Raw genomic sequence first — 13,729 nt, forward strand, 5'->3', positions numbered from 1 at the left:
GGAGAAGCTGACATGACAGATGAAAGTGCGTATGCTGCATCCGGTGTAAGTGTTGAAGCCGGAAAAGAGAGTGTTGCCCAAATGCAAGCAGCCGTTGAAGCAACTTATACCGATAGCGTTTTGTCCCCATTAGGCAGTTTTGGATCAGCCTTTGCTTTAGGTCAGGCGCTACATGACCCAGTCTTAATTAGTGGGACAGATGGTGTCGGAACAAAGTTGTTATTAACGATTGCCGCACAAAAATATGACACGATTGGTCAAGACCTGGTTGCCATGGTTATGAACGATGTCTTAGCTCAAGGCGCTAAACCATTGTTTATGCTTGATTACTTAGCTGTTGATAAGATGCGTCCAGAGGTTGTAGCAACTTTGGTTAAAGGGGTCGCTCAAGCGACTAAGACCATTGGTGCTTCATTGATTGGTGGGGAATCAGCCGAATTACCCGGTATGTACGCAAAAAATCATTATGATCTTGCAGGTTTTGGCGTTGGCGTCGTCGAACGAGATGCGTTGCTTTCAGCTGAAAATGCTCAGGCCGGTGATGTTCTAATTGGCTTACCGTCAAGCGGGCTCCACTCAAATGGATATTCTTTGGTTCGACGCGTCTTGGGTCTTGAAACGGATGCAGACTTTACCAAATTACCGGAAGCCATGCAACAAACGTTGCTAGAGCCAACCCGCTTGTACCAACCAGCGCTAAATCCCATTTTGGGTATGGATGGCTTGCATAGTATGGCGCATATCACAGGTGGCGGGATTGTTGAGAATTTGCCTCGCGCATATGATGAAACTCTCGCTGCTGAGCTCGAATGGGGTAGTTGGCCAATCCTGCCCATTTTCGACATTCTGCAAAAGCAAGGTAATTTAAGCTTAGAAGATATGTTATTGACCTTTAATAATGGTCTTGGCATGGTCTTGACGGTTGCACCTGATGCGGTTAATGCTATGATGCAGCAATTTAATACTCATGACGAACCCGCCTACATCATTGGAAAACTACAACCACGCACGACTTCAGACATTGAATGGAAGGGGCAAGCACCATGGCCAATGACGTTCGACTAGCCGTTTTCGCATCTGGTCATGGCACAAATTTTGCCGCTATTCTTGACGCAATTCAGACGCAAAGCCTGTCTTGCCAGATCGTCCGCTTAGTCGTTGATAAAGCAAACGCTGGGGCATTGGCAATTGCCGAAGCTCACAATATTCCGACGTTGGTAGTGAACTATAAGGCTGCTGGAAGTCGCGAGGTTGTTGAACAGGAAATTATTACGCAACTAAAGGACGATGGCGTACAGGGGATTTTGTTAGCAGGCTACATGCGGATTATTACGCCTAAACTCTTACAGGCATTTCCACAAAAAATCGTTAATATTCATCCAGCTTTATTACCCAGTTTTCCAGGAACACATGGTATTGAAGACGCCTTTAATTACGGCGTCAAAGTCACTGGTGTCACCGTCCATTTTGTGGACGAGGGCACAGATACGGGGCAAATTATTGATCAGCAAGCGGTGCGTATTACCAACGACGATACGCTCGCAAGTTTAGAAACAAAAATTCATGACGTTGAGCATCACTTATATCCCGCGGTTTTAGCACAATTATTGAAAGAAGAGGTATTTAACTAATGGCACGAGCACTAATGAGCGTTTCAGATAAGCAAGGTTTAGTTCCTTTCGCACAAGCATTGACTGAATTAGGTTATGAGATTGTTTCAACTGGTGGCACCCTACGAACTTTACAAGAAGCAGGGATTGAGGCTATTGCAATTGATGACGTTACTGGTTTCCCAGAAATTTTAGATGGACGTGTTAAGACATTGCACCCACGTGTACACGCTGGATTGTTAGCACGTCGTGACTTGCCAGAACACATGGAAACTTTGGCTGAATTGGATATCACGCCAATTGATATGGTCGTCGTTAATTTGTATCCATTCAAGCACACCATTCAAAAGCCAGACGTTACCCGTGCCGATGCCATCGAAAATATTGATATTGGTGGCCCTTCAATGCTTCGTTCAGCTGCCAAAAATGCCCAAGATGTTTTGCCAATTGTTGATCCTGATGATTACAATGAAGTCATTGAACGTTTGCAAACGGATAATATTGATCAAGTTTATCGCCAAGGTCTTGCAGCCAAGGTCTTCCGTCACACAGCTGCTTATGATGCGTTGATTGCTGACTACTTAACTGACGAAGACTTTACTAAGCAAAAGACTGAAACTTACGAATTAGTCGATAACTTGCGCTATGGTGAAAATGCGCACCAGGATGCTGCGGCTTACCGTGATGCCTTGCCAACGGACTACTCAGTTTTGAGTGCCAATATTTTACATGGTAAGAAGCTTTCATATAACAACATTCGCGATGCCGATGCTGCCTTACGCATTATTGCTGATTTCGCTGAACCAACTGTTGTGACAGTCAAGCACATGAACCCCGCCGGAATTGGGCAAGGGGACACAATTGAACAAGCTTGGGATCGTGCGTTCTATGCCGATGATATCTCAATCTTTGGAGGGATTGTTGCCTTGAACCGTGAAGTTGATTTGGCCACAGCCCAAAAGATGCACAAGATTTTCCTTGAAATTATTATTGCCCCAAGCTTTACAGATGATGCATATGCTGAATTAGCTAAGAAGAAGAACTTGCGTTTGTTGACTTTGCCATTTACAAATGACATTCCGCAAGCCGTTGAATTGACATCAATCTTGGGTGGTACGGTGATGCAACATCGTGATTTATTGGAAGAAAAGCGTGAAAACTATGAAGTGGTTTCAAAGGCGCAACCAACAGAAGCCCAATTGGCAACCCTTGAATTCGCACAAACTGTTGTCAAGCACGTGAAGTCAAACGCAATTGTTGTGGCAACCGATAATCAAACCCTTGGAATTGGTGCTGGACAACCAAATCGAATTGATTCAGTTAAGTTGGCTGTTGACCATGCTTCAACCAAGGACGGTTTTGACAAAGCTGTTTTGGCCTCAGATGCTTACTTCCCAATGGATGATTCAGTGCAATATGCTGCGGACCATGGCATCAAAGCCATTGTTGAACCTGGTGGCTCAATTAAGGACCAAGCTTCAATTGATAAGGCTAACGAACTTGGCATTGTCTTGGTCTTTTCTGGAAACCGTCACTTTAAGCATTAAGATTGGAGTAGGTCAATGACATCTGTCTTAATTATTGGGTCTGGTGCCCGCGAATTTATCTTTGCTAAAACATTTGCGCAGTCTGTTGACCAAGTTTTTGTTGCCCCAGGTAATGCAGGAATGCGTGAGGCTGGCTATGAAACGGTTAATTTAACGGATATTCCTGATTTAATTGCATTTGCTCAAAGTCAAAAAATTGATTTGACTTTTGTCGGCTCTGAAGCATTGTTAACTGAGGGGATTGTTGATGCCTTTCAAGCTGAAGGTTTAACCATTTTTGGTCCCACGAAAGCCGCTGCACAATTGGAAGGTTCAAAGGCATTTACTAAAGCCCTCCTACAAAAATATGATATTCCAACGGCCGATTCTGTGACGGTAACAAATCTAAAAGAGGCCAAACAAATCCTCAACACCCATGCTTATCCAGTTGTTATTAAACTTGATGGTTTAGCTTTAGGTAAGGGGGTTAGCATCTATGAACATCCAGAAACTGCTTTAGCGGGCATTGAAAATATCTACGAACAAGATGCCCAAGCACCTTTAGTGATCGAGGAATTTATGCAGGGACCTGAATTTTCAATCTTTTCTTTTGTCGGAAAAGAGCAGGTCGTTCATGCGCCAATTGCCCAAGACCACAAGCGTCTCTTAGATGGCGATCGTGGACCAAACACCGGTGGTATGGGTGCCTATAGTCCAGTACGCTGGATTGGTGAAGATGTCGTACAAACGGCCATGACATTGCTCGTTGAACCCGTTCTAGCAGCCATGCGAGCGGAAGGCACACCCTTTGAGGGCATTTTGTATACCGGCGTCATGTTGACTGAAGCTGGACCAAAGGTTATTGAATACAACGTCCGTTTCGGAGACCCAGAAGCACAAGTTGTTCTGCCACAATTGACGAGTGATTTGTACACAAATATCATGGAATTGCTTGCTGGCAAACCAACCCATATGACTTGGCAAGATACTGATGTCTATCTTGGTGTAACGCTAGCTGCTCCGGGTTATCCGGTAAATCCTGAAAAGGGGCTGCCGTTACCAGCATTGCCAAATGATGTTCAAATCGATTATGCTGGTGTCAAGCAGCAAACAAATCAACTTGTTAGTAACGGGGGGCGTGTGTTAACTGCAGTTATTCATCGACCAACGATGGTGACTGCCCAAACTGATTTGTATGCCGCATTAGATCAGACACACACGGACTTGGTCTACCGACATGATATCGGGCACCAGGCTGTGGTAGCAGAATTAGCAGAGGAGTAATGGCAGATGTTAAGTGATATTGAAATTGCACAAGATGCAGAAGTTTGGCCAATTGAAAAAATCGCCGATAAGATTGGACTTGAAAAATCGGAATGGCAACCGTATGGCTGGGATAAAGCCAAAATCACATTGGGACATGAACATGATAATGATCCATTGGGTAAGTTGATTTTGGTAACCTCAATTAATCCAACCGCGGCCGGTGAAGGAAAATCAACGGTTACTGTCGGATTAGGCGATGCCCTCGCTAAGGTTGATGAAAAAACCATGATTGCTTTGCGTGAACCATCTTTGGGCCCTGTGATGGGGATGAAAGGCGGCGCGACTGGTGGTGGCTATTCACAAGTCATTCCAATGGCGGATATTAACTTACACTTCACAGGTGATTTCCATGCGTTAACGAGTGCGCACAATACTTTAGCAGCATTAATTGACAATAGTATTTATCAAGGTAACCCGCTAAATATTGATCCACGTCGTGTCCTTTGGAAGCGTGCATTGGATGTGAATGACCGTGCCTTACGTCATGCCACAATTGGTCTTGGTGGTCCAACAAGTGGTGTGCCACGTGAAGACGGCTTTGATATTACCGTTGCATCCGAACTCATGGCTATTCTAACGTTATCTACGGACTTGATGGACATGAAGCAACGGATTGAAAAGATTGTGATTGCAGATACGTATGACCGTCAGCCTGTAACTGTTGCTGACTTAGGCGTAGCTGGTGCTTTAACGACTTTGTTGAAAGATGCCATTCACCCTAATTTGGTTCAAACGTTGGCGCACACGCCAACTTTGATTCACGGCGGACCTTTTGCCAATATTGCCCAAGGAACAAATTCGGTCCAAGCAACCAAAACAGCACTGCAATTATCAAACTACGTCGTCACGGAAGCTGGCTTCGGTGCTGATCTTGGTGGTGAAAAGTTTTTGGACTTTAAAGTACCGCTTTTGGGTAAGACGCCTGACACGATTGTGATCGTTGCCACTGTTCGCGCTTTAAAGATGCATGGTGGCCTGGCTAAAGATGAGCTCAAGCAACCAAATGTGGCTGCGCTACAAAATGGTTTGGCAAATCTTGGACAACATCTATCAAGTATGAAACGTTATGGCGTACCTGTTGTGGTCGCCATTAATCAATTTACAGATGACACAGCTGAAGAATTACAAACAATCAGAGACTATGCCGCTGAATTTGATGTACCAGCATACGTTGCTGATGTCTGGGGGCAAGGTGGTGCAGGGGCACGCGAATTAGCTGCCGGTGTAATTGAAGCAACGCATCAACCATCTGACTTTACGCCGCTTTATACACCAGAAGATGCCGCGATTGAGAAGCTAAATAAAATTGCCCAAACCATTTATGGTGCCCAGGGCGTTGAACTATCTGAAAAGGCTCAAAAACAACTCAAGCGTTTCGCCAAGTATGGTTGGGATAAATTACCCATTATCATGGCTAAAACGCAATACTCACTTTCTGATGATCCTAAAAAATTAGGTGCACCATCAGATTTCACAATTCATGTACGAGAATTTGTTCCCAAATTAGGGGCTGGTTTCTTAGTTGCAATGACTGGATCAATCTTAACGATGCCAGGTTTGCCTAAACATCCAGCTGCCAATGACATTGATATTGACGAGGACGGTACAATCCGTGGCTTATTCTAGGACCCAATTATTGGATGCGATGGGTATGCCTCCGTAAGGATACCCATTGACTCTATTCTGTTACTGTTGTTTTATTTATATTTAAGGAGCGAATATTTCATGAACACTTCAATCGAAGATGCTGTCCGTTACATGGCCCAAGGTGGGTTGGCCGTTATTGTTGATGATGAGAACCGCGAAAATGAGGGGGACTTGGTCGGCATTGGATCTAAAATGACACCGGAAAATGTCAACTTTATGGTCACCCATGCTCGTGGTTTGCTTTGTGCCCCAATTACACAATCAATTGCCGACCGTTTAGGTTTGGTTCAAATGGTTGAGAACAACACTGAAGTGAATGGTACCCGTTTCACACTTTCAATCGATGGCAGCCATGCCGCAACTGGTGTTACGACTGGTGTTTCTGCCTTTGATCGCTCTGCCACACTACAACACTTAGCTGACCCTGAAGCCAAGGCAGAAGATTTCGTTCACCCTGGTCACAGTTTTCCACTAGTTGGTGAAGATGGTGGTGTAATGGCACGTGACGGTCATACCGAAGCCGCTATCGATTTAGCACGTTTAGCTGGTGAAACCGAGGTAGGCGCTATTTGTGAGATCTTATTAGAAGATGGGCACATGGCGCGGGAAGCTGATTTACGTCAATTCGCCGAAGACTTTGATTTACCCTTTATCTCAATTGAACAACTAACAGACTATGTTCGCGAACATGGTAACTCCGCCATCGTTTAGTCCTAGAACATAAAAATCATAAAAAAGCTTAGCTGATTGACGTCAGCTAAGCTTTTTTTGTTTGTTTCTTTCAAGTAATCCATCTTAGTTAGATTGTATTTTTTATTTCAGTAATTTCATGGTTAATGCTATCCAATAATTCAATATCTTCTAAGGCTGCAATTATCTGTACATACTTATTAACTTCTTGATTATTCTTCCTGGCAAGAGCTTTTCGAACATGGGCGGTTAATGCGATATCATATCGATGAACGAGTTTGGCATACCTGATTGATTCATCAAATACCTGTTCACTTTTTGATGCCGCATCGTCCAAAAGTAACAGAAGACCTAAATTATTTAAAAATGAAGCTTTTAAAGCAATTAATTCAGGGTACTCGTGTGAAATTTTATCAATTCCTAATTTCGCAACATTTTTGGCCACTTTGACAGGTAAAAACGCTATCAAATCATTCAAAACGTAAAGGTCTGTTCGATTCCAGTTTTCTACCAATTGGAACTTGTTCCAAACGGCCTGGATAGTTTCTCGTAATTGATGTCTATCCGTAGTAGTACGTCGCCATAGAGCATCTGATAGCATATAAATATTTTCAGTCATGGCGTTTTCTTCAAAATTACGCGTAGCTTGCACATTCTCAATCTTTCTAAGGTGAAAAATATGGGGAGCTTGTGTATCTATATTTTTAAAATAAGCTTCTAAAGCAGAGTTACTTTTTTCACCCATATAACGGCGCTCAAAATCTGACAATGAGATGCCCAGCCGATTAATTAATTTCATGGCGGTTTCAAACGAGGGCTCGTGTGTGCCATTTTCGATTTTCGAGATGGTTGAGCGCGAAACAATACCGTCAGACAGCTCTTTTTGTTTAATGTTTCTTTCGATACGAATCTGTTTTAATAACCCGCCAAAAAACATGATCAAACCTCCCTATATGCTTTACGTGTGACTATACGACACATTTTCCATGCGCTGGAAAATTAGTGATAGTCTGTAATTAATCAACGATGGCCATGGGCTAAACATGATGAATTTTAACATAGTCTATCAGAAAAATTATAGGTCACTTCATCCAACTTGGTTTTTGGATTGCTTGTAACCCATGTGAATAGGAGCGTATCAATATGAAAAATATCGTCATTACTGGAGGCACTTCTGGTGTTGGTTATGCTATCGCTAAAAGTTTGATTAACGAAGATGTCTCAATTATTATTATTGGTCGGCAAAAAATCAAGGCTCAGCGAGCAGCTTCAAGACTAGGAGATAAGGCATTTCCAGTCACGGGTGATCTATCAACTCCAAGTGATCGTGCAAAAGTTGTGGATGAAATACAAACTAGATTTAAACACGTTGATATTTTGATCCATAGTGCTGGCGTTATACCACATAATAAAATAGAGAATATCAATACCAATTTAGCTGCGCATTACTATCTAACGCTGGCCTTAACAAACCAATTAAATAATAGCCGCATCCTAATCGTTACAGGAAATCCAACCGTCATACAAAGATTTCCAGTCAATGAAATGCAATCAACCCCAGTTTTTAAAGCGGCTTGGATAGTAACACATAAGACGCTTTTAATGCTTTATTTAGCTAAAATGTTCCGTTCGGTTGGGACAACAGTAAACAGTTTTTTCCCAGGAGATGTAAAAAGTGACTTAATGTCTTATACTCGCAGTCTATCAAATACCTCTGTACTGGTGGCCAAACATTTAGCCATAGATTCAGCTTTTGACGAACAAACAGGGCACTTTTATGACAACTGGGGAGAGCTTGTTGAATTAGATGCCAAATTGTATAATCCGATAAATGCCGAAAAAATTCTCTCAAAATATTTAGATTTAGAAAGTTAATACGCTAAACAAACCCGACTGTATATTTTACAACCGGGTTTGTTTTATTAAAGTTCATCATTTTCAATTTTTTCGAGCAATAAGTGGTAGCGTTCCGTTACAAAGTCATAAGACCCTGTTAACTTTGTTTCTTCTTCATCAGTTAAATGTAGATGACCATGACCTAACACACCATCGCGCCCAATAACAGCAGGATATGATAGGGCAACTTCATGACCCTCACGGAACGTTGATACGGGTAATTCTTCATGACTATCATTCAAAATTGTTTCGGTAAGACGAAGGGCAGAAGCAGCAATCGCATAACTCGTATAACCTTTACCATTCAAAACACGGTATCCATTATCGCGGGAAATATTGGCAATTTGATTAAGATCAATGCCTTTTTCCGCGGCAACGGGTTCGATAGATTCATCTAGAATCTTGACAGTTGACCACGCTGTAAACTGTGAATTTCCATGCTCTCCTAAGTTATAGCCTTGAACCGAACGCGGATCAACATCGAAAGTTTCTCCAACGGCATTCTTCATACGGGCAGTATCAAGTAGTGTTCCGGTTCCAATGACTTTTTCTTTGGGGAAACCAGTCAACTTTTGGTAAAGCGTTACAATCACATCATTCGGATTCGTAATCACTACCAGAACACCATTGAACTTAGTTGCCTTCAACTTTGCAGCAACCGATTTCAATTGTTTCGCATTGTACTCAGCTTCAATAAAGCGGGCATTACCACCAGTTGCATTTTTTTGAAGCCCAATATTCCCAAGTGCAGAGATAATCACATCAGCGTCATCAAGGGCATCCCAATCGTTTGAAATGATATTTGCATGGTGTTTTAAATTCGGTTGAGCTTCAATTAAATCTAAGACTTCTGAATCCAATTTCTCCGGATTTGAATCAATTAGCACATAATCATCAGCTAATCCCTGAAAAATAGCGCCTTCTGCAACAGCACCTCCAACGTGTCCAGTTCCAATAATTCCAATCTTACGTGTCATGTCTCTACCTCATTTCATTGACTGAATGCTTGTTTATGGTAGCAATATTAAAGCTTTTCTCATTTATTGTCAATTAATCTAACCAAAATAATATAAAAATGGTAAACAATCAACAAGTCTTGTGCTTACATGCCATTCTATATACAAGGACATGGTGACGTCTTATAAAGTTGTATGTATTATGTTTTATTGAAAATGCACAATCTTTGAAAGCGCATACATTAGCTACACAGAGTGTGTTACACTAATTATCGAAGAGTTATATTTCACAAATTATTTTGAGCTGGAGAGAACTTATGGAGTCACTTATTGTACTATTTTTGGGAATTGCTTTGTTATTGTTTTTAATCATCAAAGTTAAGATGAATACATTCATTGCTCTCATTTTCACTTCTGTTGTTGTTGGATTAGGATTAGGGATGAACTTCGTTGAAATCCCACTTTCGATTGAAAAAGGAATCGGCAGTTCACTAGGGGAACTAGCCATCGTGTTCGGGTTCGGAGCCATTCTTGGGCGTTTAGTATCTGATGCCGGAGGTGCTTATCGCATTGCCCACACTTTAATTAATGTTTTTGGAAGAAAGTACGTTCAACTTGCGGTGATGATCGCGTCATTCATTTTGGGAATTGCGTTATTCTTCGAAGTGGGAATGGTTATCTTAATTCCAATCGTATTTGCTATTGCACTTGAAGTTGGGGTGCCATTGCTTTACCTTGGAATCCCAATGGCAGCTGCATTGTCAGTTACTCACGGATTTTTACCACCACATCCTGCACCAACTGCCATTACGGCAGCCTTGGGTGCAAACCCAGGACATGTTTTGATGTATGGGTTCTTGATCGCCGTGCCAGCAGCATTAATTGCTGGACCCGTCTTTACAAAGGTCGCTCAAAAGTACGCACCTGATGCTTTCAAAATTAAGAAAGAATTAAGTGCTTTTGGGGAGGTTAAGTCATTCACCTTGGCTGACACGCCTTCATTTGGATTAGCTTTGTTAACAAGTTTGTTCCCAGTGATTTTGATGGGGCTTACAACGCTTTATACGGTCGTTATGCATGATGGTGTAGCACCAAGTAAGGCCACTGGTCTTGATAGTTTTGTTGCCATGATTGGAAATCCTGTTGGTGCAATGATTATTTCTTTGGCCTTTGCGCTCTGGTCAATGGGCTGGCATCAACGTAAGTCAGCTAAGCAAATGAATGCCACCATTGAATCAGCCGTGAAGTCTATCGCCATGTTATTACTTATCATTGGTGGTGGGGCTGCTTTCAAGCAGATTTTGATTGACGGCGGTATTTCAAATGAAATTTCACATCTGTTCATGAACTCAGCCTTATCACCACTATTGCTCGCATGGATTATTACCGTAGTTCTACGAGTGGCCTTAGGTTCAGCAACCGTCGCTGCATTGACAGCTGCAGGGCTAGTGCAACCGTTGATGGTTTCAGCTTCTGTGAACCCAGCCTTAATGGTCCTTTCAATTGGGGCCGGATCACTGGCAGCTTCCCACGTGAATGACGCTGGTTTCTGGATGTTTAAGGAATACTTTGACCTTAGCGTTAAACAAACTTTGCAAATCTGGACAGTACTTGAGACCTTAATCTCAGTCGTTGGATTGATTATGGTTTTGTTGCTAAGTCTAGTCGTATAAAACTAAATGAAAGATGTCTTCGTTACAAGCGGAGACTTTTTTTATACAAAAAAGGAAGGTAGCGGGGGCTACCTTCCTTTTTAATTTTTAGTACTCATCTAAATGTGCCACAATATCATGGTACTTATCTGAAACAAATTTGTATGATTCAGCTAACTTTGCTTCCTCGGCATCAGTGAGATCCAAATCAGCTTGTTGCAGGATGCCTTCACGACCGACGACAGCAGGATATGAAAGGTAAACATCATGTCCTGGACGTAAGTTAGAAACGGGCAATTCGCTATGACTATCTGAAAGAATGGTTTCAGTTAGTCGAATTGCTGCACCAGCAATGGCATAATTTGTATATCCCTTGGCTTGGAATAGAAAATGACCATTGTTTCGGGACGTATCTTCGATGTCTGCTAAATCAACACCTTCACGTTCCGCAATTGGGATAATCGGGTGATCCAAAATTTTAACATTTGACCAAGCGGTAAACTGTGAGTTACCGTGTTCACCCAAGTTATAACCACTCACTGAACGAGCGTCAAGGTGAAACGCTTGTCCGACACCATTTAACATTCGTGCTGTATCAAGCAATGTCCCCGTCCCAATTACCTTATTTTGAGGGTAGCCCGTCAACTTCTGATAGAGGGTAACCATAATATCATTTGGGTTTGTAATCACAATTAAAACCCCATGGAATTTAGTGGCCCGTAAATGCTCAGCCACTGATTTAACTTGTTTGACATTGTGGGGCACCTCAATAAATCGTGAATTGGTCCCTGGGTTCGTTTTTTGCAAAGCAATCTTACCTACGGAAGAAATGACAACATCGGCATCATCCAATGCAGACCAATCATTCACAGTGATATTTGCATGGTGCTTTAAATTCGGTTGTGCTTCAGTCAAATCGAGGGCTTCAGCTTCGACATGGTCGACATCCGTGTCAATCAATACATAATCGTCTGCGACACCTTGAACCACGGCACTGTGCGCAATCGCACCACCAACATGTCCGACACCAATAATTCCAATCTTTCTAGTCATAAGCTGAACGACCTTTCTGAGCTATTGCTCTTCCAAAAAACGTGCAATGCGACTGACCGCTTCTTCCAAAGTTGCCTTGCTTGAAGCGTAACTCATTCGGAAGTGACCTTCACCACCAGGACCAAACGCTTGTCCCGGCACGGTACCAACCTTGGCCTTGAGAGCTAGGTCAGTCACGAAGGCCGGATCATCATCCCCATATGCTTCCGGGACGCGAGGGAAGAGATAGAACGCTCCTTCTGGGGTATCCAATTCGAAACCTAAATCGCGCAGCGCATTGACCAGGTAATCCCGTCGATCTTGATATTCATCATTCATTTCCATGGTTGCTTGGTGGCCGGCCGGCGTGCCAAGGGCCACCGTAGCAGCAGCAGCCATTGGATTAGGCGTTGTTGTCACAGCCATTTGATGAACGAGGGCAGGGCCCTGAATCAAATCCTCTGGGCCCGCAATAAAGCCGAGACGATAGCCTGTCATCGCGTGGGATTTAGAGACACCATTTAAGATTAACGTCTGTTCAGGTAAATATTGTGCAATTGAGTGATGATTTTGATCATAGGTAAGTTCTGAGTAGATTTCATCGGCAATGACGACAATATCTGTATCTTTCAAAACTTCAGCCAATGCCTTTAATTGCTCATCAGAATAAGTGCGTCCAGTAGGGTTACCTGGGTAGTTGAGAATCAATACTTTAATGTCATCCCCGAATTCGTCTAAGGTTGCTTTCAAGCGCTCAGGTGTGAGAAGAAAATCATCATCTTGGGTATTAACCAACAATGGTTCGGCGCCCAAAATCAAAGTATCTGATTCATACAGTGGGAAAGTTGGGGTTGGAATCAAAACTTTATCACCAGGATTGACAAACGCTGCAATCGTATCATAGATGGCTTCGGTAGCCCCAACCGTCACGACAATGTTTTTGTCAGCATGATATGTCAAGTCATAGCGTGTCTGCATAAAGTCAGCTATTGCTTCACGGAGTGCTTGAGTCCCCAGCGAAGGACCATAGTGTGAATCATCACCTGTAATACTATCAATGGCTGCCTGCTTGCTGACTTCAGGGACATTGAAATCTGGTTCACCTAACGTCAACTTGATAATGTCATCAATCTTTGAAAATTGATTATCGTATTCACGAATAATATTGGGTGTCACACGGCTTAAATTTTTATTAGCGGGGAAAGTTTTTGACATATAATTGCTCCTTAGCAAATTGGTTTCATGTTCGCTCTCAGATACGACACACACGTATGTAACCGTATTGTTGATGACAATATTAAATGTTTTCTCATTTTATATCAAATTGTTAGCGACCAAACGTTTCAGGTTTCCAGTGAAGCAATTTTACGTATTTTAATTATGAGAACACTTCT

12 protein-coding genes are annotated in these 13,729 nt (G+C 42.5%); 8 read left to right on the forward strand and 4 right to left on the reverse strand.

Annotated elements, in window-relative coordinates:
* Positions 1-12 precede the first annotated feature (12 nt).
* The 6 genes from purM (at position 13) to ribB (ending at position 6,820) form a co-directional block, all read left to right on the forward strand.
* Positions 13-1,065, forward strand: a complete 1,053-nt coding sequence (purM, locus tag IE337_RS04010; RefSeq protein WP_191135873.1) for a phosphoribosylformylglycinamidine cyclo-ligase — start codon at positions 13-15, stop codon at positions 1,063-1,065.
* Positions 1,044-1,631: a phosphoribosylglycinamide formyltransferase gene (gene purN, locus IE337_RS04015; protein ID WP_191135874.1), complete on the forward strand. Its 588-nt coding sequence runs from the start codon at positions 1,044-1,046 to the stop codon at positions 1,629-1,631. The genes purM and purN overlap by 22 nt, the downstream gene beginning before the upstream one ends.
* Positions 1,631-3,157 carry a bifunctional phosphoribosylaminoimidazolecarboxamide formyltransferase/IMP cyclohydrolase gene (gene purH / locus IE337_RS04020; protein ID WP_191135875.1) on the forward strand — a complete coding sequence of 509 codons (1,527 nt, stop codon included), beginning with the start codon at positions 1,631-1,633 and terminating at the stop codon, positions 3,155-3,157. Before purN ends, purH begins: the two co-directional genes overlap by 1 nt.
* A gap of 15 nt (positions 3,158-3,172) precedes the next feature.
* Positions 3,173-4,420, forward strand: a complete 1,248-nt coding sequence (purD, locus tag IE337_RS04025) for a phosphoribosylamine--glycine ligase (RefSeq protein WP_191135876.1) — start codon at positions 3,173-3,175, stop codon at positions 4,418-4,420.
* A 6-nt stretch (positions 4,421-4,426) separates the two neighbouring features.
* The gene (locus IE337_RS04030; protein ID WP_191135877.1) at positions 4,427-6,088 is read left to right on the forward strand and encodes a formate--tetrahydrofolate ligase; all 1,662 of its coding nucleotides are present in this window, start codon (positions 4,427-4,429) and stop codon (positions 6,086-6,088) included.
* Positions 6,089-6,187: 99 nt separating this feature from the next.
* Positions 6,188-6,820, forward strand: a complete 633-nt coding sequence (gene ribB, locus IE337_RS04035; protein WP_191135878.1) for a 3,4-dihydroxy-2-butanone-4-phosphate synthase — start codon at positions 6,188-6,190, stop codon at positions 6,818-6,820.
* 88 nt (positions 6,821-6,908) lie between these two features.
* On the opposite strand, the gene IE337_RS04040 is transcribed toward ribB, so the two are convergent.
* A complete protein-coding gene (locus IE337_RS04040) occupies positions 6,909-7,736 on the reverse strand; it encodes a helix-turn-helix domain-containing protein (protein WP_191135879.1) in 828 nt (275 codons plus the stop codon).
* Positions 7,737-7,942: 206 nt separating this feature from the next.
* Here IE337_RS04040 and IE337_RS04045 point away from each other — a divergent pair, with 206 nt between their 5' ends.
* Entirely contained in the window at positions 7,943-8,674 is a 732-nt protein-coding gene (locus IE337_RS04045; protein WP_191135880.1) for an SDR family NAD(P)-dependent oxidoreductase, read from the forward strand.
* 47 nt (positions 8,675-8,721) lie between these two features.
* On the opposite strand, the gene IE337_RS04050 is transcribed toward IE337_RS04045, so the two are convergent.
* The gene (locus IE337_RS04050; protein ID WP_191135881.1) at positions 8,722-9,672 is read right to left on the reverse strand and encodes an L-lactate dehydrogenase; all 951 of its coding nucleotides are present in this window, start codon (positions 9,670-9,672) and stop codon (positions 8,722-8,724) included.
* Between the two features lie 296 nt (positions 9,673-9,968).
* On the opposite strand from IE337_RS04050, the gene IE337_RS04055 reads away from it, so the two are divergent.
* Positions 9,969-11,324, forward strand: coding sequence for a gluconate:H+ symporter (locus IE337_RS04055; RefSeq protein ID WP_057743534.1), 1,356 nt, complete (start codon positions 9,969-9,971; stop codon positions 11,322-11,324).
* Between the two features lie 87 nt (positions 11,325-11,411).
* On the opposite strand, the gene IE337_RS04060 is transcribed toward IE337_RS04055, so the two are convergent.
* Together IE337_RS04060 and IE337_RS04065 are read right to left on the reverse strand one after the other, a co-directional pair.
* Positions 11,412-12,356, reverse strand: a complete 945-nt coding sequence (locus tag IE337_RS04060) for a lactate/malate family dehydrogenase (RefSeq protein WP_191135882.1) — start codon at positions 12,354-12,356, stop codon at positions 11,412-11,414.
* Positions 12,357-12,377: 21 nt separating this feature from the next.
* Entirely contained in the window at positions 12,378-13,550 is a 1,173-nt protein-coding gene (locus IE337_RS04065) for an aminotransferase class I/II-fold pyridoxal phosphate-dependent enzyme (RefSeq protein ID WP_191135883.1), read from the reverse strand.
* Positions 13,551-13,729: the final 179 nt, after the last annotated feature.

Source organism: Weissella viridescens, from assembly GCF_014789145.1.
In the GTDB taxonomy this organism is placed as follows: Bacteria; Bacillota; Bacilli; order Lactobacillales; family Lactobacillaceae; genus Weissella; species Weissella viridescens.